Origin of the sequence: Allobosea sp. OAE752 (genome assembly GCF_050433265.1) — a bacterium.
GTDB classification, from domain to species: domain Bacteria; phylum Pseudomonadota; class Alphaproteobacteria; order Rhizobiales; family Beijerinckiaceae; genus Allobosea; species Allobosea spartocytisi.
Map to the genome: position 1 here is coordinate 179741 of NZ_JBNPXO010000004.1, position 25896 is coordinate 205636.

General features: G+C 68.7%; 23 protein-coding genes. 16 read left to right on the top strand and 7 right to left on the bottom strand.

All coding sequences use genetic code 11. The features are described 5' to 3' along the window. Window positions 1-46: 46 nt before the first annotated feature. On the bottom strand, window positions 47-1372 hold the full coding sequence (locus GGC47_RS12570; protein WP_370954949.1) for an NAD(P)/FAD-dependent oxidoreductase: 1326 nt from the start codon (window positions 1370-1372) through the stop codon (window positions 47-49). A 76-nt stretch (window positions 1373-1448) separates the two neighbouring features. After that, a complete protein-coding gene (locus tag GGC47_RS12575; RefSeq protein WP_185747973.1) occupies window positions 1449-2195 on the bottom strand; it encodes a GntR family transcriptional regulator in 747 nt (248 codons plus the stop codon). A 216-nt stretch (window positions 2196-2411) separates the two neighbouring features. On the opposite strand from GGC47_RS12575, the gene GGC47_RS12580 reads away from it, so the two are divergent. Genes GGC47_RS12580 through GGC47_RS12595 form a run of 4 tightly spaced genes read left to right on the top strand, consistent with a single transcriptional unit; the run spans window position 2412 to window position 7950 of the window. After that, window positions 2412-3425, top strand: a complete 1014-nt coding sequence (locus GGC47_RS12580; RefSeq protein WP_142022357.1) for an SIS domain-containing protein — start codon at window positions 2412-2414, stop codon at window positions 3423-3425. A 17-nt stretch (window positions 3426-3442) separates the two neighbouring features. Further along, the gene (locus tag GGC47_RS12585; protein WP_142022356.1) at window positions 3443-4279 is read left to right on the top strand and encodes a PfkB family carbohydrate kinase; all 837 of its coding nucleotides are present in this window, start codon (window positions 3443-3445) and stop codon (window positions 4277-4279) included. 15 nt (window positions 4280-4294) lie between these two features. Further along, window positions 4295-6346 (top strand): hydantoinase/oxoprolinase family protein, encoded by a 2052-nt coding sequence (locus tag GGC47_RS12590; protein WP_142022355.1) that lies wholly within the window; start codon window positions 4295-4297, stop codon window positions 6344-6346. After that, window positions 6346-7950, top strand: coding sequence for a hydantoinase B/oxoprolinase family protein (locus GGC47_RS12595; RefSeq protein WP_142022354.1), 1605 nt, complete (start codon window positions 6346-6348; stop codon window positions 7948-7950). Before GGC47_RS12590 ends, GGC47_RS12595 begins: the two co-directional genes overlap by 1 nt. A 20-nt stretch (window positions 7951-7970) precedes the next feature. On the opposite strand, the gene GGC47_RS12600 is transcribed toward GGC47_RS12595, so the two are convergent. Continuing rightward, on the bottom strand, window positions 7971-9248 hold the full coding sequence (locus GGC47_RS12600; RefSeq protein ID WP_142022353.1) for a phosphopantothenoylcysteine decarboxylase domain-containing protein: 1278 nt from the start codon (window positions 9246-9248) through the stop codon (window positions 7971-7973). A gap of 90 nt (window positions 9249-9338) precedes the next feature. Further along, on the bottom strand, window positions 9339-9806 hold the full coding sequence (locus GGC47_RS12605) for an Lrp/AsnC family transcriptional regulator (RefSeq protein WP_051988217.1): 468 nt from the start codon (window positions 9804-9806) through the stop codon (window positions 9339-9341). 160 nt (window positions 9807-9966) lie between these two features. On the opposite strand from GGC47_RS12605, the gene GGC47_RS12610 reads away from it, so the two are divergent. The 3 genes from GGC47_RS12610 to GGC47_RS12620 are packed head-to-tail and all read left to right on the top strand — an operon-like array spanning window position 9967 to window position 12502. Beyond that, entirely contained in the window at window positions 9967-10992 is a 1026-nt protein-coding gene (locus GGC47_RS12610) for an ABC transporter substrate-binding protein (RefSeq protein ID WP_112762532.1), read from the top strand. Between the two features lie 5 nt (window positions 10993-10997). Continuing rightward, window positions 10998-11750 carry an ABC transporter permease gene (locus tag GGC47_RS12615; RefSeq protein WP_038364715.1) on the top strand — a complete coding sequence of 251 codons (753 nt, stop codon included), beginning with the start codon at window positions 10998-11000 and terminating at the stop codon, window positions 11748-11750. Next, window positions 11726-12502 (top strand): ABC transporter ATP-binding protein, encoded by a 777-nt coding sequence (locus tag GGC47_RS12620; protein ID WP_142022352.1) that lies wholly within the window; start codon window positions 11726-11728, stop codon window positions 12500-12502. The genes GGC47_RS12615 and GGC47_RS12620 overlap by 25 nt, the downstream gene beginning before the upstream one ends. Here the strand turns inward: GGC47_RS12620 and GGC47_RS12625 are convergent. Further along, complete coding sequence (locus tag GGC47_RS12625; protein ID WP_038364714.1) at window positions 12499-13347, bottom strand: SDR family NAD(P)-dependent oxidoreductase; 849 nt, start codon at window positions 13345-13347, stop codon at window positions 12499-12501. The genes GGC47_RS12620 and GGC47_RS12625 overlap by 4 nt on opposite strands. 187 nt (window positions 13348-13534) lie before the next feature. Between GGC47_RS12625 and GGC47_RS12630 the strand changes: the two genes are divergently transcribed. Together GGC47_RS12630 and GGC47_RS12635 are read left to right on the top strand one after the other, a co-directional pair. After that, window positions 13535-15733: a protein-disulfide reductase DsbD family protein gene (locus GGC47_RS12630; RefSeq protein ID WP_142022481.1), complete on the top strand. Its 2199-nt coding sequence runs from the start codon at window positions 13535-13537 to the stop codon at window positions 15731-15733. Between the two features lie 21 nt (window positions 15734-15754). Next, entirely contained in the window at window positions 15755-16393 is a 639-nt protein-coding gene (locus GGC47_RS12635; protein ID WP_113253547.1) for a thioredoxin family protein, read from the top strand. 68 nt (window positions 16394-16461) lie between these two features. Here GGC47_RS12635 and GGC47_RS12640 read toward each other — a convergent pair whose 3' ends face one another. Continuing rightward, window positions 16462-17667: a penicillin-binding protein activator gene (locus tag GGC47_RS12640; RefSeq protein WP_038364713.1), complete on the bottom strand. Its 1206-nt coding sequence runs from the start codon at window positions 17665-17667 to the stop codon at window positions 16462-16464. Window positions 17668-17840: 173 nt separating this feature from the next. On the opposite strand from GGC47_RS12640, the gene rsmI reads away from it, so the two are divergent. The 3 genes from rsmI to gshB all read left to right on the top strand — a co-directional run bounded on the left by rsmI (window position 17841) and on the right by gshB (window position 20151). Beyond that, a complete protein-coding gene (rsmI, locus tag GGC47_RS12645) occupies window positions 17841-18749 on the top strand; it encodes a 16S rRNA (cytidine(1402)-2'-O)-methyltransferase (protein ID WP_142022351.1) in 909 nt (302 codons plus the stop codon). Continuing rightward, entirely contained in the window at window positions 18746-19141 is a 396-nt protein-coding gene (locus tag GGC47_RS12650) for a YraN family protein (RefSeq protein ID WP_142022350.1), read from the top strand. The genes rsmI and GGC47_RS12650 overlap by 4 nt, the downstream gene beginning before the upstream one ends. 71 nt (window positions 19142-19212) lie before the next feature. After that, on the top strand, window positions 19213-20151 hold the full coding sequence (gene gshB, locus GGC47_RS12655; protein WP_142022349.1) for a glutathione synthase: 939 nt from the start codon (window positions 19213-19215) through the stop codon (window positions 20149-20151). 153 nt (window positions 20152-20304) lie between these two features. Here gshB and GGC47_RS12660 read toward each other — a convergent pair whose 3' ends face one another. Beyond that, window positions 20305-21087 (bottom strand): HesA/MoeB/ThiF family protein, encoded by a 783-nt coding sequence (locus GGC47_RS12660; protein WP_113253545.1) that lies wholly within the window; start codon window positions 21085-21087, stop codon window positions 20305-20307. Between the two features lie 163 nt (window positions 21088-21250). Between GGC47_RS12660 and GGC47_RS12665 the strand changes: the two genes are divergently transcribed. The 4 genes from GGC47_RS12665 to GGC47_RS12680 are packed head-to-tail and all read left to right on the top strand — an operon-like array spanning window position 21251 to window position 25893. Further along, window positions 21251-22249 (top strand): BMP family lipoprotein, encoded by a 999-nt coding sequence (locus tag GGC47_RS12665; protein WP_113253544.1) that lies wholly within the window; start codon window positions 21251-21253, stop codon window positions 22247-22249. 25 nt (window positions 22250-22274) lie between these two features. Further along, window positions 22275-23804 (top strand): ABC transporter ATP-binding protein, encoded by a 1530-nt coding sequence (locus GGC47_RS12670; RefSeq protein WP_142022348.1) that lies wholly within the window; start codon window positions 22275-22277, stop codon window positions 23802-23804. Beyond that, complete coding sequence (locus tag GGC47_RS12675) at window positions 23801-24919, top strand: ABC transporter permease (RefSeq protein ID WP_142022347.1); 1119 nt, start codon at window positions 23801-23803, stop codon at window positions 24917-24919. Before GGC47_RS12670 ends, GGC47_RS12675 begins: the two co-directional genes overlap by 4 nt. Then, window positions 24919-25893, top strand: coding sequence for an ABC transporter permease (locus tag GGC47_RS12680; protein ID WP_112761533.1), 975 nt, complete (start codon window positions 24919-24921; stop codon window positions 25891-25893). The genes GGC47_RS12675 and GGC47_RS12680 overlap by 1 nt, the downstream gene beginning before the upstream one ends. Window positions 25894-25896 lie beyond the last annotated feature (3 nt).

The following is a 25896-nucleotide window of genomic DNA, read 5'->3' on the forward strand; positions in this document are numbered from 1 at the left end:
TGACGCGGCTTGTCCGGAATGACACCGCGTCCCCAGCGCCCTTCGCTCACCCCACCCGCGTCGTCCGCTCCAGCCGTGAAAACCGCTCCAGCCGGAAGGGTTTCGGATCGATTATCGGCGTGCGACCGCTGACCAGGTCGGCGGTGAGCCGGCCCGCGCCGGGGCCGATGCCGAAGCCATGGCCGGAAAAGCCACTGGCGATGAAGAAGCCGGGTAGCCGCGGCACCTCGCCGATCACCGGTACGGCATCGGGCGTCGCGTCGATCAGCCCGCCCCAGCTCTCCTTCACCTTCAGGCCGGCGAAGGCGGGGAAAGCGGCGGTCAGGTTGCGTTGCGCCTCCTGCAGAATGGCTTCGGAGGGTTTGGGATCGAGGATGCGCATGCGCTCGAAGGGCGTTTCCGCCTCGAGCGACCAGCGCCGCGGCGTGCGGGCTTCGTCGAGGAAACGATGGCCGAGACTGAGCCGCAATTCATGGCGCTGCTTGACCAGCGAGGGCAGGAAATCGAAGAGCAGCCGGAAGCTGTCCGGCGCGATCTCGGCCACGCTCGCGCCGCGATGGGCGATGGTGTAGCCGCCGTCCTGCCGTTTGCGGAAGGCGAAATCGGAGGCGCCGACGGCGTGGACGGGGGGACCGTCCAGAGGCTCGGTCCGGAACACCGAACCCAGGATCTTGAGAGCGGGCAGGTCGATTCCGAGATTGCCGAGGAAGAGCCGCGACCAGGCGCCGCCGGCCAGCACGACGCGCTGGCAGGCGATCGGGCCGCGCTCGGTGACGACCCCACTGACGCGGCCCGCCGCCGTCTCGATGCCGCGCACCGCGCAGCGTGTCAGCACGGTCCCGCCATGGCGGCGCAGCGCCCGGGCCATGGCCGGCACGGCCTTTTGCGGCTCGGCCCGCGCATCGCTCGAGGTGAACAGCGCTCCGGCGAAGGCGCGCTTGCCGCCCGGCAGCACGGCGTCGATCTCGCGCGTGCTGAGCAGGCGTGAGTCGAGCTGATAGGATTTGGCGTGGTCGAGCCAGGCTTCGTGCTCGGCAAGCTTGGCGGGCGTGTCGGCGACATAGACGATGCCGGAGCGGGTGAAGCCGGTATCGCCCCCGACCAGCCGGTCCATCTCCGACCAGAGCCGCATGCTTTCGAGGCCGAGCGGGATCTCGCCGGGGTCGCGCCCCATGATGCGCACCCAGCCCCAGTTGCGGCCGGATTGCTCGTGGCCGACCTCGCCCTTCTCGCAGACGGTGACAGAGATGCCCTCGCGCGCCAGGAAGAGCGCGGTGGTGATGCCGATGATGCCGCCGCCGATGACGACGACGTCGCTGGCGGCGGGGAGGGACGGGTCCGGCTCTATGGTCTCGATGGTGATGCCCATCACGAAGGCTCCGGCGGCAGGAAGGAGGAGGCGCCTTGACCGGCCGTCCGCGGCGGCGTCGGCCGGACCGGGGCTGCGATCACGTCTGCGCGGGTGGTGCCGCGCTGCGGAAGACGACGTGGTGGGGGTGGTTGATGGACCGCATATATTCGATCGGCCGGCCGTCGCCGTCGCGCGCCACGATCCGCAGCACGAGCGTCGGCGAGCCCGGCGCCAGCGCGAGAAGCTGGGCTTCGCGCTCGGTCGCCGTCCCGACGCTGATCTCGCGGTCCCGGATGCTGATCTCGATGTCGTAACGCTGCCGCAGCAATTCGTAGAGCGACTGGCCGCCGAGCAGATCCTCGGCCGAGAGGCCCGGGACGCGTTGCGCCGGCAGATAGCTCGTCTCGATGCAGAAGGCCTCGTCGTTCACGCTGCGCAGGCGGCGCGCCATGATGAGTTCGCTGCCCGGCGGCACCTCGAGACGCCGGGCGACGCTCTCGCTCGCGCCTTCCTCGCCGAAATGCAGCAATTTGCTGCCGGGCTCGCCGCCGGCATTGCGGATGATGCGGGTGATGCCCAGCGAGGCCGGCGCATCGATCGGCCGCGACACCTGGACCAGCGGGATGCGCGTGCCGCTGGTGCCGTTGCGCTCCAGCACGTTGCGCTCGACCAGCCGGTCGATCGCCTTGCGCACCGTCATGCGGTTGATGCCGAGCGTGTCGGCGAGCGTCCGTTCCGAGGGAATCCGGTCGCCGGGCCCGTAATCCGGCCCGCCGATGAGGTCGAGGATATAGTCCTGGGCCTCGACATAGATCGGTTTCACCCGCTTCAGCGGCTTGGACATGCCCTGCATCTCTATGCGTTGCGTCTCTCTCGGCGACCGTGGGCCCCGTCGACGGCGGCCGAGGCCGCTTCCTTCGTGTTTAAGGCGAAAAACCTGCGGATGGCTACTGTCCGAAGGGCGCGTGCACCGAAACTGGAATAGGCTTGACAGTCATTGGTATATGGAATTGGTGTATACCAATTCCATCGCCCTTTGAAAGCCCGTCCGGAGCCTTCCATGTCCATCGCCTTCGACCGCGGCGCAATCCTGTCCGGGCTGGAGCCGACGCGCGCGGCGCTGCCAGCGGCTTTCGCGCTCGGACAGGAGCTCGCTCCGCAGATCGACCGCGTCTACATGGTCGCCTGCGGCTCGGCGAACCGGGCGATGCTCGGCATCCAATACTGGCTCGAGCGCTCTTCGCCGGGCATCGAGGTCAGGCGCTATTTCCCGGCCGAGTTCATGGCGATCGACCCGCCGCGGCTCGACGACCGGACGCTGGTGCTGCTCGCTTCGAAATCCGGAACGACGCCGGAAACCGTGGCGGCGGCGCATTTCCTGAAGGATAGGCCCTGCCAGGTCGTCGCCTTCAGCCAATATGGCGACAAGCCGCTGGCGCAGGCGGTGCCGCGGCATTTCCTCGTCGGCGATACCAGCGAATCCTTCGCCGCCATGTTCATGCTGATGCAGGCGCTGATCGGCGGGCTGATGACCGCCAAGGAAGGCTGGCCGCTCGGCGCCAAGCTCATCGCCTCGCTTGACGCGCTTCCGACGGCGATGTGCGACGCGGCCGAGCAGAACGAGGCCCGCGCCGCGGCCGATGCCGCGACCTATGCGGAAGACGACCGCATCTACCACGTCGCCTCGGGGCCGGGCTTCACCACGGCCTATGTCTTCGGCGTCTGCATTCTCATGGAGATGCTCTGGCTGCACAGCTATCCGATCGAGGCGGCCGAGTTCTTCCACGGTCCCTTCGAGATTGTCGACAAGCAGACGCCGATGATCCTGATCACGGGGGAAGACCCGAGCCGGCCCTTGATGGAGCGGGTCGTGAAGTTCTGCGACACCTATGCCGGGCGCGTGATGAACTACGATTCCCGCAATTTCGCGATGAAGGGCATCGACCCGGAGATCCGCCCGATCGTCGCGCCCTATATCCTGCAGGCGGCGCTCAAGCGCTTCTCGGCGCATCTCTCGGTGCTCCGCAACCAGCCGCTCACCACCCGCCGCTACATGTGGAAGGTGGCGTACTGATCCGGGAAGGGACGGCGATGGCCTGGAGGCTGCTGGGGCTCGGCGACAACACGGTCGACACCTATGTCGATCGCGGCCTTCAATTCCCCGGCGGCAATGCCGTCAACGTTGCCGTGCAGGCGAAGCGGCTCGGTGCCGAGACGGGCTATCTCGGCTGTATCGGCTCGGACGAAGCGGGCATGCTTCTCTGCGATGTCCTGAGGCAGGAAGGCGTCGATACGTCACGCTGCCGGATCAGGCCCGGCCGGAACGCCCGCGCCTTCATCGGCCATGACGGGCAGGATCGGCGCTTCCTGCGTTCCGAGCGCGGCGTGCGCGGCGAATGGGGCGCGTTCGACGCCGAGGATCTGTCTTATATAGCCGGCTACGATCTCGTTCACTCCAGCATTTACAGCGAGCTCGGCGAGGCGCTGCCCCCTATGCGTGGCGTGGCCCGGCGGCTGTCCTACGATTTCTCGGAACGCTGGACGGACGAGAACCTCGCCGCGACGCTGCCGGCGGTCGATATCGCCTTCCTCTCGCATCCTTCCGCTTCGGATGCGGATTGCCGGGCCCTGCTGGAGCGCTGCATCGGCTGGGGTGCGGGCACGGTCGTGGCGACGCGCGGCGTGAGGGGCGCGCTGGCGCTCGTGGCCGGCAGCTTTCATGAACAGCCGGCCAGCCCTGCAACCGTGGTGGACACGCTCGGCGCCGGTGACGGTTTCATCGCCGCTTGCCTGCTCGCCATATTGGACGGAGCCGGCATCGCCGCCGCGCTGGCGGCGGGAGCCGAGCATGCGGCTGTTGTCTGCGGCTATCAGGGCGGCTTCGGCCATGGCGTGGCGTGGACGCCCGCCGAGACGACGGTGATATAAGGGAGGACGACAGAGATGGCGTGGCGGATCGGGATCGATTCCGGGGGCACATTCACCGATGTCTGCCTGTTCGACGATGCGACCGGCATGGTCGCGGTCTGGAAGGTGCCCTCGACCCCTGACGATCCCTCCCGCGCCATCGCGCGCGGCACGCAGGAAGGCGTCGAGCGCGTCGGCGCCAGCCCCGCCGACATCGCCTATTTCGGCCACGGCACCACGGTCGGCACCAACGCCCTGATCCAGCATCGCGGCGTGAAGACGGGCCTCGTCACCACCGAAGGCTTCCGCGATCTGATCGAGATCGGCCGGCAGAAGCGGCCGGACCTCTACGATCTCCAGGCCGACAAGGCGCCGCCGCTGGTCACCCGCGACCTGCGCTTCGGCGTCGCCGAGCGCGTCCGCCATGACGGCTCGGTCGAGACGCCGCTCGACGAGGACGCCGTCCGGCGCGCGGCGCGGGCGTTGAAGGCGGAGGGCGTCAAGGCGGTGGCGATCGGCTTCCTCTACGGCTTCGTCCGGCCGGAGCACGAGGAGGCGGCCAAGCGCATCGTCATCGAGGAATTCCCCGAGGCCTTCATCTGCGCCTCGCATGAGGTCGCGCCCGAGTTCCGCGAGTACGAGCGCATCTCGACCACCGTGGTCAACGCCTATCTCGGCCCGGTCATGCAGGGCTATATCCGCCGGCTCGCCGACCGGCTGAAGGAACTCGGCCTCAAGGCGGTGCCGCATCTGACGCAGTCGAATGGCGGCGTCATCGGCTTCGACATGGCGGCGCGCCTGCCGGTGCGCACGGTGCTTTCCGGCCCTTCGACCGGCGTCGTCGCGGCGCAGGCGATCGGCGCGATGATCGGCATACCCAGCCTCATCACCTTCGACATGGGCGGCACCTCTTCCGACGTCGCCCTGCTCAGCAACGGCGAGGCCAAGCTCGCTTCCGAGGCCAATGTCCACGGCTACCCGATCAAGGCGCCGATGCTCGACATCCACACGGTCGGTGCCGGCGGTGGCTCGCTCGCGGCGATCGATTCCGGCGGCTTGCTCAAGGTCGGGCCACGCTCGGCCGGCGCCGATCCCGGCCCCGTCTGCTACGGCCGCGGCGCGACCGAGCCGGCCGTCACCGACGCCAATGTCGTGCTCCAGACCCTGAATCCGACGCATCTGCTCGGCGGCCGCATGCCGATCGACCAATCGCTGTCGAAACAGGCGATCGGCCGCTTGGCGGACGAACTCGGCCTCGACCTGATGGCGACGGCGCAAGGCATCATCTCGGTCGTCACCGCCAACATGGCGAAGGCCATCCGCGTCATCAGCGTCCAGCGCGGGCATGATCCGCGCGACTACGCGCTGGTCGCCTTCGGTGGGGCAGGGCCGCTGCATGCCGCGCGGCTTGCGCGCGAGCTCGACATGAAGCGCATCGTGGTGCCGCGCAATCCCGGCATCGGCTGCGCGCTCGGCCTGCTGCTCACCGACCTGCGCGCCAATTTCGCGACGACGCGATTGGCGACGCTCTCGGAAGCGCTCCTGCCGGACATGGCGGAGATTTTCGTCGCCTTGCAGGAACAGGCCGATCACTGGTTCGCGGAGGAGGGCGTCGCATCGGCCGATCGCCGGCTGAAGCGCACCGCCGACCTGCGCTATCACGGCCAGAACTACGAGCTCGCCATCGACGTACCGGACGGGCCGATCACGCCCGCGACCATTACGGCGCTGGCCGAAGGCTTCGCCGCCGCGCATAAGCGCCTCTATGGCTTCGTCGCGGAAGGCGAGGCGGTCCAGCTCGTGACCTATCGCGTCGAGGCGGTCGGCCTCGTGCCCAAGGCCGCCTTCCGGCCGGAGCCCGATGCCGGGCCGGACGCCTCCCACGCCGTGATCGGCAGCCGCGAGGTCTGGTTCCCCGAGGCCGGCGGCTTCGTCGCCTGCCCGATCTACGACCGCGACAAGCTCAGATCCGGCAATCGCTTCACCGGCCCGGCCATCGTCGAGCAGATGGATTCGACCACCGTGCTGCTGCCGGGCATGACCGCCACCGTCGAGCCCTATCTCAACCTGATCCTGGAGATGCCGTGATGACCGCGACTGCATCCGTCAGCGTCGACCCGATCACCGTCGAGGTCATCGGGTCTTCCTTCGCCTCGATCGCCGAGGAGATGGGCGAGGCGCTGGTCAAGGCGAGCTACTCGACCAACATCAAGGAGCGCCGCGACTGCTCGACCGCGCTCTTCGACGTCGGGGGCCAGACGCTCTGCCAGGCCGAGCATATCCCGATGCATCTCGGCTCCTTCATCGGCATCATCCCGCATATCCTGAAGCGCCACTCCGTCGCGGATATGAAGCCGGGCGACGTCTTCATCGGCAACGACGCCTATGAGGGCGGCGGCACCCATCTGCCTGATATCGTGCTCGCCGAGCCGGTCTTCCACGAGGGCGTGATGATCGCCTGGGCGGTCAACACCGCGCACCATTCCGATTTCGCCGATCGCGGCCACGCCCATATCTACCAGGAGGGCCTGCGCATCCCACCGATCCGCCTCTATGACGGCGGCGTGCTGATGAAGGACGTGCAGGAACTCATCCTGCTCAACTGCCAGGTGCCGCGCGAGCGCCTCTCGGACCTGCGCGCCCAGATGGCGGCGAACCGGCTCGGGGTCGAACGCCTGCGCGCGCTCTGCGACAAATATGGCCGCGATACTGTGCTCGCCGCCGGCAAGGCCTTGCAGGACTATGCCGAGCGCAAGATGCGCGCCGGCATCGCCTCGATTCCCGACGGCACCTATCGCTTCTCGGATTCCTTCGACAATCCCGAGATCGACGAGCCGCTGACCTTCTCGGTCGCGATCACCGTCGCGGGCGAGGAGATGCGGCTGGCCTTCGACTCGCCGCCGCAGATGCGGGCGGGCTTCAACATGGTCTACACCGCGCTGCTCTCGACCGTGTATTACGCGGTCAAGACCGTGGCCGACCCGACCATTCCGCCCAATGCGGGCTTGGCGCGGCCGCTCACCGTCACCGCGACCGAAGGCACGGTGTTGAACTGCGTGCATCCCGCCGCCGTCAACGGCCGCATCGCCGCCTGCCAGCGCGTCGTCGACCTGATTCATGGCGCCCTTGCACAGGCCGTGCCGGACCGTGTGATCGCGGCCTGTTCGGGCGCGGTCGCCTCGGCGACCTTTGCCGGGGAGCAGCCGGGCAGCGGCGAGCTCTGGGTCTATCTGGAGACGATCGGCGGCGGTTCCGGCGCTCGCGCCAACAAGGACGGGCTCCATGGCGTCCATGTCCACATGACCAACACCTCGAACCTGCCGGTCGAGGCATTGGAGCTCGAATACCCGCTGACCCTGCTGCGCTACGAACTGGTCGATGGTTCGGGCGGGGATGGCCGCCAGCGCGGCGGTATGGGGCTCCGCCGCGTCTACCGGGCGGAAGCGCCGTGCCGGCTCAACGTCGACAATTCGCGCCTGACCTCGCGGCCCTGGGGACTGGCGGGCGGCGGCGAGGGGCAGGGCGGCTCCTTCGTCTTCAGCGAGGGCGTCGTGCCTTTCGTCAAGGGCGACGGCGCGCTGGAAAAGGGCCAGATCGTCGAGATCATCACGCCCGGCGCCGGCGGCTATGGTCCGCCCGCGGAGCGCAGCGCCGAGGCGCGGGCGCGCGACCGGGCGGAGCAGCGCCAGTGATCTAGCGCGCCCCTTGGAGCTCAGTCCGCCTTCGCGGCGGCGAGCTTCTGGGCGAGATGGGCGACGAGGCGGCTCGCGACTTCTTCCTTGGGCAGGGTCGGCCAGGTCTCGACGCCATCGACTGTCACGAGATGCACGGTATTGGCGTCGCCGCCCATCACGCCCGTACCGCCGACATCGTTGGCGACGATCAGGTCGCAGCCCTTCTTGGCGAGCTTGACCCTGGCGTGGTCGATGACGTGCTGCGTCTCGGCCGCGAAGCCGACGACGAAGCCCGGCCGCCCGTTCGGGCGATGCGCGACGGTGGCGAGGATGTCGGGGTTCTCGACCAGCGAGAGCGGCGGCAGGGCTCCGCCGTCCTTCTTCATCTTCTCCGATGCGGCGTCGGCCACGCGCCAATCCGCGACGGCAGCGGCGAAGATCGCAAGATCGGCCGGCAGCGCCGCCTCGACCGCCGCCAGCATCTGCCGGGCGGATTCGACATGGATGGTCTCGACCCCGGCTGGATCGGGCAGCGTGACCGGCCCGCTGACCAGCGTCACGCGGGCTCCGGCGGCGGCGGCCGCCGCCGCGATGGCGTGGCCCTGCTTCCCGGAGGAGCGGTTGGCGATGTAGCGCACCGGGTCGATCGGCTCATGCGTCGGCCCGGAGGTGATCAGGACATGCTTGCCGGCGAGCGAGCCGGGGGCCGGTGCATGGTCGCCGCCCGGCAGCCGGCCGAGGAAGCCGATGGCGCGGGTCGAGGGCTTCTCTCCGGCGAGCGCGAGCTCGATCGCGGCGAGGATTTCCGGGGGCTCGGCCATGCGGCCCGGCCCGCTCTCGCCGCGCTCGGCCATGGCGCCGCTATTGGGCCCGACGACGAGGATGCCATCCTTTTCGAGCTGCGCCATGTTCCGCCGCGTCGCCGGGTGCTGCCACATGCGCGGGTTCATCGCGGGCGCGATCAGCACGCGTTTGTCGGTGGCGAGCAGGGCGGTCGAGGCGAGGTCGTCGGCGTGGCCGTTCGCCATCTTGGCGATGAGGTCGGCGGTCGCCGGCGCCACCACGACGAGATCGGTCGAGCGCGAGAGCTGGATATGGCCGATATCGGCCTCGTCGGTCAGCGAGAACAGATCGGTGAAGCAGCGCTCGCCCGCCAGCGACGACACGGCGAGCGGCGTGACGAACTGCTCGCCCGCCTTGGTCAGGATGCAGCGCGAGGCGATGCCGCGATCCTTCAGCCGGCGGATCACTTCGAGCACCTTGTAGGCGGCGATGCCGCCGCCGATGATCAGGAGAACGGAGCGGGATGCGGACAAGGCGGCTCCTCGGGCAGCGCGGGCGTCGGGCTGCTTCCTAGCATCCGCGACGCCGGCCTGTCATGCACCGGCAAGGCTGGCCCGTGCCGCTCATGGGCGCGGCAGGTCCGGCACCTTGTAGGCGGTCGTCGCCTTGATCCGTTCCATGGCGAAGCGCGAGGTGACGTTCTTGAGCGGGATCGTCTCGATCAGCTTCTTGTAGAAGGTGTCATAGGCGGCCATGTCGGCGACGACGACGCGCAGCATGTAGTCGACATCCCCCGCCATCCGGTAGAATTCCATCACCTCCGGCATGGCGGCGGCCGTCTGCGCGAACTTGTCGAGCCAGGGGCCGGAATGGTCGGCCGTCTCGATCTGCACGAAGACGGTGAGCCCGAGCCCGATCTTCTCCGGCGAAACCAGCGCGACGCGCTTCAGGATGACGCCCGCCTGTTCGAGCTTCTGGATGCGCTTCCAGCATGGGGTCTGCGAGAGCCCGACCCGATCCGCCAGATCGGCGATCGAGATGTTGGCGTCGTTCTGCAGCACGGTCAGGATCTTGCGGTCGATGGCATCCATTCTCTGAAATCCGTCATAGGAGAAAATTCGTTCCGTTGATCGCGATCATAAGAGAATAAGTTTCTTTTTGATGTCGATCACTTGCATCCAGATAGAAAATCCTTTTCTCCATCTGTCAATGGGTGCTGTTTTGGCGCCGTCTTGCGAGAGGATTTGAACGATGGATCGCCGCCAGTTTCTCATCGCGGGTGCGACCCTGGCAGCGGCGGCCCCGTTCGCCGGCGCGGCTCGTGCCCAGGCCGTCACGGCACGGGTCGGTTACATCCCGGTCGTCGGCACCGCGCCCTTCTTCGTCGCCAATGGCGAGGGCTGGTTGAAGCAGGGCGGCCTCGAAAGCGCGGTCACCGTCTTCGAATCCGGCCCGAACATGATCTCGGCGTTGGCCTCGGGTACGCTCGACATCTACGTCGCCGGTGTGGCCCCGCTGGCCGTCGCTCGCTCGCGCGGCATCGACGTCCGCGTCGTCGCCTCGACCGCCATCGGCGAGAATGTCGTCGTCGCCGCGCCGTCGCTGTCGAAGTTCTTCACGGCCGGTACCGCGGCTGCGGCCGCCTTCAAGGCGTTCAAGGCGGCAAATGGCAAGCCGGCCCGCCTCGCCACCCAGCCGGCCGGCTCGGTGCCCAACACCACGCTGCAATACTGGCTCTGGGAGGTCGCGAAGGTCGACAAGGCCGATGTCGAGATCGTGCCGATGGGCATCGACGCGACCCAGCAGGCGATCTTGGCCGGCGCGGTCGACGGCGGCAGCGTGCGCGAACCGGCGCTGACCATCCTCCAGAGCCGCAACAGTGCGATCAAGCTCGTCGCTGGCGGCGAGGAGGTCTTCCCGGGTCAGCCGGGCACGGTCGTCGCCGTCTCCGGCGCCTTCGCCACGAAGAACCCCGACGCCGTCCAGAACCTCGTCTCAAGCCTCGTCAAGGCGGCGGCGCTGATCAAGGCCGACCCGGCCAAAGCCGCGCCGCATGTCGGCGCCGCGCTCGGCAAGGGCATCGTCGATCCCGAGCTGATCCGGAAGGCGTTGGGCTCGCCGGCGAGCGTCTTCGAGATCGATCCGCGCAAGATCATCGAGCCCGCACGCGCCATGCAGGCCTATCAGGTCAAGCTTGGCTCGCTCGACAAGGAATTGCCGTTCGACGGATTGTTCGAGACCCAGTATTACGAGCGCGCGATCAAGGCGGGCGGCTGACCACTGTGAAGAGACTTCGGGCTCCGGCCCTTGCCCTTCTGGGCTTGATCGCCTTCCTGCTGATCTGGGAGGCGGTGCCCTATTTCGGCTGGGTGAACCCCGCCTTCCTGCCGCCGCCGAGCGCGCTGCCCAAGGCCTTCATGCGCGAGGTGTCCTCGGGCGCCTGGCTCGCGGCGATCCTCGGCTCGCTCTGGCATTATTTCGTCGGGCTCTTCGTCGGAGCGGGCCTCGGCATCGCGCTCGGCGTGCTCGTCGGCATGTCGCGGATTGCCGAGGAGGCGACGGCCTGGGTCGTGCGCGTGCTGCGGCCCGTGCCCGGCCTCGCCTGGGTGCCCTTCGCCATCATCTGGTTTGGCGTCACACCGGGCGCGGCGGTCTTCATCATCGCCATCGGCGTGTTCTGGATCAGTTTCTTCGCGGCGCAGGGCGCGATCCGCGGTGTCGACCGCGACCTCGTCGAGGTGGCGGACGCCTTCGGCTTCCGCTCGCCCTGGCAGCGCCTGTTCAAGATCCTGCTGCCGGCGGCGATGCCGGGCATCCTCGTCGGTTTTCGCACGGCGCTCGGCCAGGCCTGGATGGCGGTGGTCGCGGCCGAGATCTTCGGCGTCGCCGGCGTCGGCCAGCGCATGATGCAGGCGTCCAGCCTGCTCGCGACCGACATCGTCGTGGTCTACATGCTGACGATGGCGGCGCTCTACGGGCTGCTCGACACGGCCTTCGTCGCCTTCCAGAGATGGGTGCTGCGTTGGAAAGCGTGATCGAGATCAAGAGCCTGTCGCTGACCTTCACCCGCGACGGCGAACAGACCGAAGTGCTGCGCAAGCTCGACCTGAAGGTCGGGCGCGGCGAGTTCCTCGCCATCGTCGGCCCCTCCGGCGTCGGCAAGTCGACCCTGCTGCGCGTCATCGCGGGCCTTGCGAAGCCGAGCGGCGGCGAGGTCGTCATCCACGCGAAGGACAATGCGCGTCGCCCTGTCTCCCTGGTCTTCCAGGATTCGCGGCTCCTGCCCTGGCGCAAGGTGATTTCCAATGTCGGCTTCGGCCTGGAAGGCCGGACATCGCGTGGCGAGCGCCTGAAGAAGGCACAGGAGATGCTCGATCTCGTCGGGTTGGGCGGGCTCGCGCAACGCTGGCCGCATCAGCTCTCCGGCGGCCAGCGCCAGCGCGTCTCGCTGGCGCGTGCGCTCGCGGTCGAGCCGGAAATCCTGCTGATGGACGAGCCCTTCTCGGCGCTCGACGCCCTGACGCGCGAGAACCTGCAGGACGAATTGATCCGCGTCTGGCAGCGCACCGGCAAGACCGTGCTCTTCGTCACCCATGACATCGACGAGGCCGCCTATCTCGCCGACCGTGTCGTGATCCTCTCGGGCGCGCCCGGCCAGATCATCGCCGAGCACCGCATCGACGCCGCCCGTCCGCGCAGGCGTGGCGCGGCGGCGGAGGCCGAGATCGTCCGCGCCGTCCGGCAGGGGCTCGGCGCGGACATCGTGACGGACGGTGCGGCGATCTAGGTCTTCGCGACGAACGCCTTGAACGCCTCGCCATAATCCTTGTGCCAGCGCGAGAGCGGCGGGCGGTTCTCGATGATGTCGCCCATCGCCCAGGCCATGCGCTTCTCGTCGAGGGTGCGCGTCGTCTCGTCATCCGGGCAGAGGATGTAGAAGTCGCCGGCCTTCAGCCGCTCCAGCATGAAATCGACGGTCTGCTCCGGTGTCCAGGCACCCTCCGGCTTCTCGACGCGCCCGCGCGCCGTCAGCGGCGTGAAGACGAAGCCGGGGATCAGCAGATGGGCGCTGACCTTGCAGCCTTCGGTGTTGCGGAGTTCATGCGCCAGCGCCTCGGTGAAGACCTTCACGCCGGCCTTCGAGACGTTATAGGCCGGGTTGCCCGGCGGCGTGGTGATGCCCTGCTTCGAGCCGGTGTTGACGATCAGCGCCGGCGCGCCATGGGCGACCATGCCCGGCCCGAAGATCTGCGTGCCGTTGACGATGCCGCCGAGATTGACCGCGAGGGTGCGTTCCCACGTCTCAGCCGGGCCGAAAATGCCGCTGCCCTGCTGCATCCCGGCATTGTTCATCAGCACATGCACGCGCCCGAAGCGAGCGAGCACCTTCTCCTGCAGCGCCGCGACCTCCTCGCGATGCGAGACATCGGTCGCGACCGCCAGCACGTTGTGCTCGCCGACCAGCGTGGCGAGCACCTGCCCGGCGGCCTTCAACCCTTCCTCGTCGCTGTCGGCGATGGCGACCCTCATGCCGAGGCCGGCGAAGGCGCGGGCGGCGGCGAAGCCGATGCCGGAGGCGCCGCCGGTGATGACGGCCGTATTGGCGGCGATGAGGGCGGGGTGGATCGTCATGGTCTCGGATCTCGCGATTTCAGCGGAGGCGGGAGATAAGGAGTGGTGCGCGGCGACATCATGGCGCGCTGCGGGCGGCGGCGCGATGGCGCAGGATCGCCCGAGACACTGCCTCACCGCCTTGTCATTGGCATGAACGGGTCGTTTGAGGCATCTGGGACCGATGATATCAGACAGAAGTGGGATGATGGCGCCGTATTCCGAAAGACCTGACAGGGGACCCGGCGTTTCGGCCCGGCGGTTTCTGACCGGCGCCCTGCTGGCTCTGGGGCTGGCGTTGCCGGGCGCGGCGCTTGCGGCCGAATCGGCGCCCGTTACCTCCCAGCGTGTCACCGCGACCCTGCTGTCGAGCCGCGACACGGTTGCGCCCGGCGAGCGCTTCCACGCGGCGCTGACCCAGAAGCTTGCCCCGCACTGGCATACCTATTGGCTGAACCCCGGCGATTCCGGCGAACCGACGCAGATCCAGTGGGATCTGCCGGCCGGCGCCAAGGCCGGCGATATCGCCTGGCCGGCGCCGCGCGCGATCCGGGTCGATCCGCTGGTCAATTTCGGCTTCGAGGGCGAGGTCGTGCTGCCGGTCGAGATCACCGTGCCGGCCGATGCCAGGCCCGGCGAGACCTTTTCGCTCAAGGCGAACGCGACCTGGCTGGTCTGCGAAAAGATCTGCATTCCCGAGGAAGGCAGCTTCACGCTCGACCTGGCCGTCGGCGCGGCAAGCGCAGTCGATGAGGCGGCGCAGCAGCGCATCGATGCAGCGCTCGCCGCCCTGCCGAAGCCGGCCGGCTTCCGTGGCAGGCTGAGTGCCGATGGCGACAACCTCGCCTTGGCACTGCCCGGCCTTCCGGCCGGCGCGAGCGATCTGCGCTTCTTTCCGATCTCCGACACGCTGATCGAGCACGCCGCCGACCAGCCCATGAAAGCCGGCGATGTGCCGGGCCTGACGCTGACCCGCTCCAGTGCCTTCAAGCTGGAGCAGCCTGATATCTCCGGCGTCCTGACCTTCAGGCAGGATGGCGTGCCGCGTGCGCTGACGCTGGTGGCCGATGCCGATCCTGCGCTGGTCTCCAAAGCGGCCGAGACCGGTTCCAACGCGCCCCGCCCGGCGGTCGTGCGGATTCCCGTCCCGGCGGAAGGCGCCGACCTCACGCTGCTCGCCGCATTGGCCTTCGCCTTCGCCGGCGGTCTCATCCTCAACCTGATGCCCTGCGTGCTGCCGGTGCTGTTCATCAAGGCGCTCGGCTTCGCCCAGACGGCGCATCGCAGCCGCACTGAGACGCGTGAGCAGGGCCTGATCTTCCTCTGCGGCGTGCTGCTGACCTTCCTGGTGCTGGCCGGAGCCGTCATTGCGCTGGGTGCGCTCGGCGGTAGCGTCGGCTGGGGTTTCCAGCTCCAGTCGCCGCTGCTGGTGATCGCGCTTACCGTGGTGATGGTGCTGATCGGGCTCAATCTGATCGGCGCCTTCGAGATCGGCGGCTCGGTGGTCGGCCTCGGTGACGGGCTCGCCAGCCGGGGCGGGCGCCTCGGCGCCTTCATGACCGGCGTGCTCGCCGTCGTCGTCGCCACGCCCTGCACGGCGCCCTTCATGGGCGCGGCGATGGGCTATGCGGTGACGCAACCGCCGGCGGTCGCGCTCTCGGTCTTCATGGCGCTGGCCCTCGGCTTCGCTCTGCCGGTGGTGGCGCTCTCCTTCGCGCCGGGCCTGCTCAGGCTGCTGCCGAAGCCCGGCCGCTGGATGCTGGTGCTGAAGCAGGCCTTCGCCTTCCCGATGTTCGCGACCGCGATCTGGCTGATCTGGGTCGCTTCGGTCCAGACCGGCCCGCAGGGCGTGCTGGCGGCGCTGGTCGCCGTGCTGGCGGCGGGTTTCGTCGTCTGGCTCGTCGGCGTCACCCGTGGCTCCCTGCCGCGCCGCGCCTTCGGGACTGTGCTGGCCGTGCTGGTCGCGCTCGGCGCCGGCTGGTTCACGGTCGAGAACGCCGTGCCGGGCACCAATGCGGAGGCGCGGGCCGGGGATATCCAGGCCTGGAGCCCTGAGCGCGTCGCCACCCTGCAGGCGCAGGGCAAGCCGGTCTTCGTCAATTTCACCGCCGCCTGGTGTATCACCTGCCTCGCCAATGAGCGCGTCGCGCTCTCGCGGCAGGAGGTGAAGGATGCTTTTGCCAGGCTCGGCGTCACCTATCTCAAGGCGGACTGGACCAACCGCGATTCCCGCATCGCCCAGGCGCTGGCCGAGCAGGGACGCGCCGGCGTGCCGCTCTATCTGTTCTATCCGGCGCGCAAGGACGGGCAGGCCGAGATCCTGCCGCAGCTCCTGACGCCGGATGCCGTGATCGCGGCCGCCGAACGCGCGGCGGGCCGGGATAAGACCGCGGCCAACACGCCGTAGATTCCAACCAGGGAGACAGACATGAAAAGCCTGACCAGACAGACTTTCATCGCCGGCCTCGCTCTTGCCGGGTTTTCGCTCACGACCGGTGCGGCCTTCGCTGAAGGCGCCGCCCGCGTCGGCCAGCCCGCGCCGGCCTTCCAGGCGGTCGATATCGACGGCAAGACCCGCAATCTCCAGGAATTCGCCGGCAAGACCGTGATCCTCGAATGGACCAATCACGACTGCCCCTATGTCCGCAAGCACTACAACAGCGCCACCATGCAGACGTTGCAGAAGGACATGGCCAAGGAGGGCATCGTCTGGCTCTCGGTGATCTCCTCGCCGCCCGGCGAGCAGGGCTATGTCGAGGCGGCGAAGGCGAAGGAGCTGACCGTCCAGCGCGACGCCGCCCCCGCCGGCATCCTGCTCGACCCGAAGAGCCAGGTGGCGCGCGCTTATGGCGCCCAGACCACGCCGCACATGTACATCATCGATCCCAAGGGCACGCTCGCCTATATGGGTGCGATCGACGACAAGCCGTCCTCGAACCCCGCGAGCCTCAATGGCGCGAAGAGCTATGTCCGGCAGGCGGTCGCCGAGCTGAAGGCCGGCAAGCCGGTCTCCGAGGCCAGCACCAAGGCTTATGGCTGCGCGGTGAAATACGCGCCGGCGAGCTGAGCTCTGTCAGCGCTCAAATGCAAAAGGCCGGGCATTTGCCCGGCCTTTTTTGTCGATACGGCAGCAGGCTACTGCGAACGCGGGCCGAGATCGCGCGGCGCGGCGTTGATCGTGACGATCTGGCCGTTGCGCAGTTCGAGCACCGCGAGCCCGCGCTCGACCTGCCCGTCCGGCCGGAAGCGGAAGACGCCGTCGGCTCCTGCGAAGCCCGAGGCATTGGTCAGCACCGCCTCGGAGAAGCGTTGCGAGCCTTGCGTGCGCGCCAGTGCCGCCGCCAGCGAAACCGCGTCGTAGGAGAGGGTCGCGGTGCGGGTCGGGCTGCTGTTGAAGCGCTGCTGGTAGCGTCCCGCGAAAGCGTTGAACCCGGCCGTGTCGGGCGAGGCGAACCAGCCGCCCTGGATCGCCTGCACCTGTGCGATGCCGCTGTCGTTCCAGACGCCGGTGCCGAGCGGCTTCACCTTGCGCGGGTCGAAGCCGGCCTGCTGCAGCGCCTGCCCGAGGGCGGGCATCGCATCGGCCGCGGCCGGAACGAAGAGCGCATCCGCCTGCTGCAGCGAGGGCATCAGGCGCTGGACGGCTGTGCGCATCGCGGCCGGGTCGGAGCCGAAATGCTCGATCGCCGCGACGCGGGCGCCGCGTGCCGCCACCGCCTGCTGGAAGGCGGCCTCGACGACCTTGCCATAGGCGGTGTCGGGCAGCAGCGCGGCGAAGGATTTGCGGCCCTGCTGCGCGGCATAGGCGATGACGCGGTTGACGTCGTTCTCGGGCGGGAAGGAGAGCAGATAGACGCCGCGCGAGGCCACGTTGGAATCGCTGGAGAAGGCGATGACCGGCCGGTTGGCCGCCCGCGCCACCTGTCCCGCCGCCTGCACGGTCGGGGCGAAGAGCGGCCCGATGATGAGTTCTGCGCCTTCCGAGATCGCTTCCTGCGCCGCGGCGCGCGCGCCTTCCGGCGTGCCGCGGTCGTCCTTGACCAGCAGCGTCAGGTCCGCGTTGGGGAATTCGGCCAGGGCCATCTCGGCGGCGTTCTTGAGTGAATTGCCGACCACGCCGCCCTGGCCTTCGGCGCCGAGCGGCAGGATGAGGCCGACCTTGACCTTGCCGGTGCCGATGGTCTGGCCGCTTGGCGCGGCCGGTTCCGTCGAGGCGGGGCCGTCGAAGCCCGGCAGGCCGGCGGGGCCACCGCTGCAGCTCGCGAGCAGCAAGGACAGGGAGACGGCCAGCGCGCCCGCCTTGAACCGCAGAACCGGTACGAAGTGCCGATGGTGCAACACGGGCGATCTCCAGTCGTGACCGGGCCGGCAAAGCCTTGCCCGGTGATACAGTCCCCCCGCGGGACTCTCGTGCCAGTGCCACATGCTATTTTCAAGTTGTTAACTATGGGTTGCATCGGGCCCGTCGCACGCACGCCATGGCGCGGCCGGGGGCGCTGTGGCAGCTTGCGGCCATGTCGAACGCCGCTCCGCCCCGCCCCGCCAGCTACACCGCCTTCGGTCTCAAGGCCGAGGCCGAGCCGCTGTCACCGGGGCTGCACATCGTCGCGACGCCGATCGGAAACCTGCGCGACATCTCCTTCCGGGCGCTCGCGACGCTCGCCGCCGCCGATGCGGTCCTGGCCGAGGACACCCGCACCTCGAAGACGCTGCTGGCGCATTACGGCATCTCGACGCCGCTCCTGCCCTATCACGAGCACAACGCCGCGCAGATGCGCCCGAAGGTGCTGGCGAAGCTGCGCGAAGGCGGCAAGCTCGCTTTGATCTCGGATGCCGGGACGCCGCTCGTTTCCGATCCCGGCTACAAGCTCGTGGCCGAACTGGTGGCGGAAGGCCTGCCGGTTACGGGTATTCCCGGCCCCTCCGCCGTGCTGGCGGCGCTGGTGCTGGCCGGATTGCCGACCGACCGCTTCTTCTTCGAGGGCTTCCTGCCGCCAAAATCGGGAGGGCGCCGCACCCGGCTGACCGAGCTCGCCGCCATTCCCGGCACGCTGGTCTTCTTCGAATCGCCCCGTCGTCTCGCCGAGATGCTGGCCGATGCCGCCGCTGTGTTGGGCGCAAGGCCGGGGGCGGTCGCGCGCGAACTGACCAAGTTCTACGAAACGGTCAGGCGCGGCACCCTCCCCGAGCTGGCCGCGCATTACGAGACGCAGGAGGAGGCGCGCGGCGAGATCGTCGTCATCATCGGCCCGCCGGGCGCCGTCGATCTCGTTCCCAGCGACGAGGCGATCGATGAACGGCTGCGCGCGGCGCTGGCGAAGGTCTCGCTGAAGGAGGCGGTGGCGCAGGTCGCGGCGGAGACCGGCCAGCCGCGCCGCAAGGTCTATGCGCGCGCCCTCGAACTCACCCGCGACGATCCGTGACAGAACCTGCGACGCGCTCGGCATTGCGCAGCCGCCGGGCGCGGCGTTCCGGCCTTTCGGGCCGTCGGGCGGAATGGCTCGCCATCCTCTGGCTGATGGCGAAGGGCTATTGGCTGCTGGAGCGGCGCTTCGGCGGCAAGGGCGGCGAGATCGATATCGTCATGCGGCGCGGGCGCACCGTCGCTTTCGTCGAGGTCAAGGCGCGCGGCCGAATCGAGGATGCGCTCACGGCCGTGACAACGGAAAAGCAGCGCCTCGTCGAGCGGCGCGTCCGGCAATGGCTCGCCCGCAACCCCTGGGCGATGGGCTACGATCTCAGGGCCGATGCGGTCTTCCTGGCGCCCTGGCGCTGGCCGCGCCATGTGCCGGCCGCCTTCGCGCTTGTCCTGTGACGCAGGGCCACCTACTTGCAGGAACCCGACCGGCAGCCCGATAAGAACGGGCCGCAACAGGAAGCCCGCCCATGACTCTCTCCGTCGCCATCCAGATGGACCCGATCGAGCGCATCCGGATCGCCGGCGATACCGGCTTCGCCCTGATGCTGGAAGCGCAGGCGCGCGGCCACACGCTCTACACCTACACCCCCGACAAGCTCTCGCTGCGCGACGGCAAGGTCACGGCGCCGATCCGCCCGGTCACGGTGCGCGACGTCGAGGGCGATCATTTCACTCTGGGGGCCGAGGAGAAGGTCGACCTTTCCCAGCTCGACGTCGTGCTGCTCCGGCAGGACCCGCCCTTCGACATGGCCTATGTCACCACCACCCATATGCTGGAGCGCATCCACCCCAAAACACTGGTGGTCAACAACCCGGCCGAGGTGCGCAACGCGCCCGAGAAGATCTTCGTCACCCATTTCCCCGAGCTGATGCCGCCGACGCTGATCACCCGCGACAGGGCCGAGATCGAGGCCTTCCGCGACGAGTACGGCGAGATCGTCATGAAGCCGCTCTACGGCCATGGCGGCGCGACCGTGTTCAAGACCGGCAAGGGCGATCCGAATTTCGGCTCGCTCTTCGACCTGTTCAGCAATCTCTTCCGTGAGCCCTGGGTGGTGCAGGGCTTCATCAAGGAGGTCACGGAAGGCGACAAGCGCATCATCCTGATCGACGGCAAGGCGGCGGGCGCGGTCAATCGCGTGCCGGCGGTCGGCGATCTCCGCGCCAACATGGTGCGCGGCGGCGCGGCGCGGCCGACCGATCTGTCGAAGCAGGAGCTCGCGATCTGCGAGGCGATCGGCCCCGAGCTCAGCCGGCGCGGCCTGCTGCTGGTCGGCATCGACGTGATCCACGGCAAGCTCACCGAGATCAACGTCACCGCCCCGACCGGCGTGCGCGCCATCAAGAAGCTGGGCGGGCCGGACCTGGCGGCGCAGCTCTGGGATGTGATCCAAGCGAAACGCTGAGAGGTTCCCTTAGACCTCTGACATGGCCATCCCGGGCGAAGCGCAGACCCGGGATCCGTGCCTGAATCTCGGCCGGAAGCGCTCCGGAATGGATCCCGGATCGGCGCCGCTTTGCGGCTTGTCCGGGATCACGGCGCCGTTAATTGATGGCGTTCAGGCCGCGACGTTCGTCCCGTTCAGCGGGTTCGTCTCGTCCCAGCCATAGCGCAGCGTCTCGAAGCGCATCGTCAGCGAATCGACCAGCAGGAGCTTGCCGACCAGCGGTTCGCCGAAGCCGGTGACGGCACGCACGACCTCCAGCGCCATCAGCGAGCCGATGATGCCGGGCAGCGCGCCCAGCACGCCGGCCTCCGCGCAGGTCGGGATCGCGCCCGGCGGCGGCGCATCCGGGAACAGGCAGCGCCAGGTCGGGTTCGGCCGCCCGTCCGGGCCGGTTTCATGGGCGCGGATCGTGGTCAGCGAGCCGTCGAAGCGGCCGAGCGCCCCCATCACCACCGGCCTGTGCTCGTGGAAACAGGCGTCGGAGACGGCATAGCGCGTGGCGAAACTGTCCGAACCCTCGGCGACGACATCGTAGAAGGCGATCATCGCGCGGGCATTGTGCGGGTCGATGCGGGTGACATGCTCCTCGACCACGACATTCGGGTTGAGCCGGCGGATGAAGTTCGCGGCCGCCACGGCCTTGCGCTTGCCGATGTCGTCGGTGGTGAAGATGGTCTGGCGCTGCAGGTTCGAGAGCGAGACCACGTCGTCGTCGACGATGCCGATCTTGCCGATGCCGGCCGCGGCCAGATACTGGATCAGCGGCGCGCCGAGCCCGCCGGCGCCGACGACCAGCACGCGGGCGTTCTTCAGCTTCTGCTGCCCCGGCCCGCCGATCTCCGGCAGGACGATATGGCGCGCATAGCGCTCGATCTCGTCGTCGTTCAGCATCATCTCCCAGAATAGGACCGGATGGCCTTCTTCGGCAATCGCATCGCGTTGCCGCGCCTGCGAAAGAGTTGACCTCATCGCCAGCTTGGCCGCGCCGCCGAGCCATGTCATCGTGGCACCATCGAGGGCCGGCTAACGGCACCCGGCTTCAACAGGGGACTATGCGATGCGTTTGGGTTCTTTCGCGGCGGCGCTGGCCGGCATGGTGTTTTCGGCGGCGGCTTTCGCGCAGCAGCCGATCAAGCCGGCGATCGTCTACGACAAGGGCGGCAAGTTCGACAAATCCTTCAACGAGGGCGTCTTCATCGGCGCCGACAAGTTCAGGAAGGAAACCGGCGTCGAGTTCCGCGATTTCGAGCCGACGAACGATGCGCAGATCGAGCAGGCCCTGCGCCGCTTCGCCCGTGACGGCAATTCGCCGATCATCGCGGTGGGCTTCTCGCAGGCGACCGCGCTGCAGAAGGTCGCGGCCGAGTTCCCGGACCTGAAATTCACCATCATCGACATGGTGGTCGAGCTGCCCAACGTGCAGTCGATCGTCTTTAAGGAGCATGAGGGCTCCTATCTTGTGGGCCTGCTCGGGGCGATGGCCTCGAAGACCGACAAGCTCGGCTTCGTCGGCGGCATGGACATCCCGCTCATCCGCAAATTCGCCTGCGGCTACATCCAGGGCGTCAAGGCGGCCAAGCCCGGCGCCGAGATCTTCCAGAACATGACCGGCTCGACGCCTTCAGCCTGGAACGACCCGGTGAAGGGCGGCGAACTCGCCAAGTCGCAGATCGACCGCGGCGCCGACGTCGTCTACCACGCCGCCGGCGGCACCGGCATCGGCGTGCTCCGGGCCGTGACCGATGCCGGCAAGCTCGGCATCGGCGTCGATTCCAACCAGAACGCGCTGCATCCCGGCAAGATCCTGACCTCGATGCTCAAGCGCGTCGACGTTGCCGCCTACAACTCCTTCATGGCGGCGCGCGACGGCTCCTGGAAGCCCGGCATCTCCGTGCTCGGCCTCAAGGAAGGCGGCATCGACTGGGCGCTCGACGACAACAACAAGGCGCTGATCACGCCCGAGATGAAGGCCGCCGCCGAGAAGGCCAAGGCCGCCATCATCGCCGGAACGGTCCAGGTCCACGACTACATGTCCGACCAGAAATGCACGATGTGAGGCGCGGGCCGCACTCTTGAGCCTCGTGCCTTCCCCTCCCGCGATCGAGCTCGTCGGCATCTCCAAGCGCTTCGGCGCGGTCGCGGCGAACCGGGACGTTTCGCTTGCGGTCGCGGCCGGCTCGATCCACGGCATCGTCGGCGAGAACGGCGCCGGAAAATCGACGCTGATGTCGATCCTCTACGGCTTCTACGAGGCCGATGCCGGCGAGATCAGGATCGCGGGCGAGCCGCGTCGCATCCGCTCCCCCGCCGATGCGATCGCGGCCGGCATCGGCATGGTCCATCAGCATTTCATGCTGGTCGAGACGCTGAGCGTCGTCGACAACGTCGTGCTCGGCGCCGAGGGCGGGGTCAGCCTCAAGGGCGGGCTGGCGAAGGCGCGGGCGGAACTGGCCCGCCTGTCGCGCGAATACGGGCTCGCGATCGACCCCGATGCCACGGTCGGCGATTTGTCCGTCGGCCTGCAGCAGCGCGTCGAGATCCTGAAGGCGCTCTATCGCGGGGCGCAGATTCTGATCCTCGACGAGCCGACCGCCGTGCTGACCCCAGCCGAGGCCGATCAGCTCTTCGCCCTGCTCCGGGCGCTGAAGGCGCAGGGCAAGACGGTGATCCTGATCACCCACAAGCTGCGCGAGATCATGGACGCCACCGACACGGTCTCGGTGATGCGGCGCGGCGAGATGGTCGCCGGGTTCCGGACGGCGGAAACCTCGCCGCCGGCGCTGGCCGAGGCGATGGTCGGCCGGCGCGTACTGCTGCGCGTCGAGAAGCCGCCGCGCGAGCGCGGCGCTGCCGTTCTCGAAGCGGTCGGCCTGTCCTGCCGCGACGCGCGCGGCACCGAGACACTGCGGGATGTGAGCCTGACCCTCCATGCCGGCGAGATCGTGGGCATCGCCGGCGTCGCCGGCAACGGCCAGAGCGAGTTGCTGGAGGTGCTCGCCGGGCTGGTCCAGCCCACGCGTGGCGTCATTCGCCTGGGCGGCCAGATCCTCGCGGCGGCGGATCGTCATCCGGCGCGGCTGCGCGAGCGCGGTCTCATGCATATCCCGGAGGATCGCCATCGCAGCGGCCTCGTCACCGCCTTCAGCGCGGCGGAGAACGCGATCCTCGGCTATCAGGGCGATCCGGCCTTCCGGACCGGGCCCTTCCTGTCGCCGTCGCGGATCGAGGCGCATGCGCTGACGGCCTTCGCGGCCTATGACGTGCGCCCGCCCGATCCCGCCCTGAAGACCGCGAAATTCTCCGGCGGCAACCAGCAGAAGATCGTGCTCGCCCGCGAGATCGAGCGGCATCCGCAGGTGCTGCTCGTCGGCCAGCCGACGCGCGGCGTCGATATCGGCGCGATCGAGTTCATCCACCGCAGGCTGATCGAGTTGCGCGATGCCGGCGTCGCGATCCTGCTGGTTTCGGTCGAGCTCGAGGAGGTGATGGCGCTCTCCGACCGAATCATCGCCCTCTGCGGTGGTCGGATCACGGGGGAACGCGCAGCAGAAACGGCGGATGAGCGCGATCTCGGCCTGCTGATGGCCGGCGTCACGGACGAAGCCGCATGAGCGCCGCCCCGGTCGAACTGCCGCGCTGGGCCGACACTGCGCTGGTGCCGCTCGTCTCGGTGGCGGCGGCCCTGCTGGTCGCCGGCCTCGTCGTCCTCGGCATCGGGGAGAACCCGCTGGAGGCGACGGCGCTGCTGCTGCGCGGCGCGCTCGGCAGCGCGGAAGGTATCGGCTTCACGCTCTACTACGCGACGAACTTCATCTTCACGGGGCTCGCCGTCGCCGTCGCCTTCCATGCCGGGCTGTTCAATATCGGTGGCGAGGGGCAGGCGACCGTCGCCGGCATCTGCGCGGCGCTGGCCTGTGGGGCGCTCTCGGCCATGCCGGGTTTCCTCTCCGTGGCGGGCTTCCTCGCCGCGCCGCTCGCCATCCTCGCGGCGGCTGCGGGCGGTGCGGCTTACGCCTTCATCCCCGGCTGGCTGCAGGCGAAGCGCGGCAGCCATGTCGTCATCACCACGATCATGCTGAACTTCGTCGCCGCGACGCTGATCGTCTATCTGCTGCGCGAAGTGATCGGTAAGATCGGCTCGATGCAGCCCGAGACAGCGGATTTCCCGGCACAGGCCGTGCTGACGCCGATGCACCAGCTCCTCGCACCGCTCGGAATCAAGCTGCCGCCGACGCCGCTCAACAGCGCCTTCCTGCTCGCCCTGATGGCGCTGGTCGCGGTCTGGTTGCTGATCTGGCGCACGCGGCTGGGCTATGCGATCCGCACCGTCGGGGCCAATCCCCGCGCCGCCGCTTATGCGGGGATCTCGCCCGCCGCGGTCACCATGATCGCCATGGCGATCTCGGGCGCGCTCGCCGGCGGACTCGCGGTCAATGAGGCGCTCGGCGTGCAGCACCGGCTGGTGCTCGATTTCACCGCGGGCTACGGCTTCGTCGGCATCGCCGTCGCGCTGATGGGGCGCGGCCATCCGGTCGGGGTGGGCCTGGCGGCGCTGCTTTTCGGCGTGCTCTACCAGGGCGGGGCGGAGCTTTCCTTCGACAAGCCGGCGATCACCCGCGACATGGTGGTGGTGATCGGCGGCGTGCTCATCCTCTTCGCCGGAGCGCTCGACGGGTTGTTCCGCCGGCTGGTGGCGACGGCGCTCGGTCGCGGGGCAGCCGGCTGATGGAGTGGCTCCAGACCCTTGCCGTCGTGCTCGATTCGATGGTCCGGCTCTCGATCCCGCTGATCTGCGCGGCGCTTGCCGGGCTCTGGTCGGAGAAGGCCGGCGTCGTCGATATCGGCCTCGAGGGTAAGATGCTGATCGCCGCCTTCGCCGCTGCGGTCGCGGCCCTCGCCACCGGCTCGGCCTGGGTGGGGCTGGGCGCCGGCATTCTTGCCTCGGTCCTGCTGGCGCTGCTGCACGGCTTCGCCGCCATCACCTGGCGCGGCAACCAGATCGTCTCCGGCGTCGCCATCAACATGCTGGCGGCGGGGCTCACCGTCGTCCTCGGCAATGCCTGGTACGGGCAGGGCGGGCGCACGCCGCCGCTCGAAGGGGCCGCCCGCTTCGGTGAATTGTCGCTGCCCTTCGGCCCATGGGCGCGCGAGCATGTGCCGGTGCTCGGCCTTCTCTATGACGAGGTGGTTTCCGGCCATGCCGCGCCGGCCTATCTCGCCTTTCTCTGCGTGCTGGCCACCGCGCTTGTGCTGAGGCGCAGCCGCTTCGGCCTGCGCATCCGCGCCGTCGGCGAGAACCCCGCCGCCGTCGATACGGCCGGCATCTCGGTGGCCGGCTTGCGTTATGCGGCGGTCGCGATCTGCGGGCTGCTCTGCGGCATCGGCGGCACCTATCTCGCCGTGGCGCAATCGGCCGGCTTCCTGCCGCAGATGACGGCGGGGCGCGGCTTCATCGCGCTGGCGGCCGTGATCTTCGCCAATTGGCGGCCCTGGCCGGCGCTCGGCGCCTGCCTGCTCTTCGGACTGCTCGATGCGGTCGCGATCAGGCTTCAGGGCGTGACGCTGCCGGGCATCGGGCTGGTTCCGGTGGAGGCGATCCAGGCTTTGCCTTATCTGATGACCATCATCCTGCTCGCCGGCTTCATCGGCCGCGCGACACCGCCAAAGGCTTCCGGGATACCCTATGTCAAGGAACGCTGACAT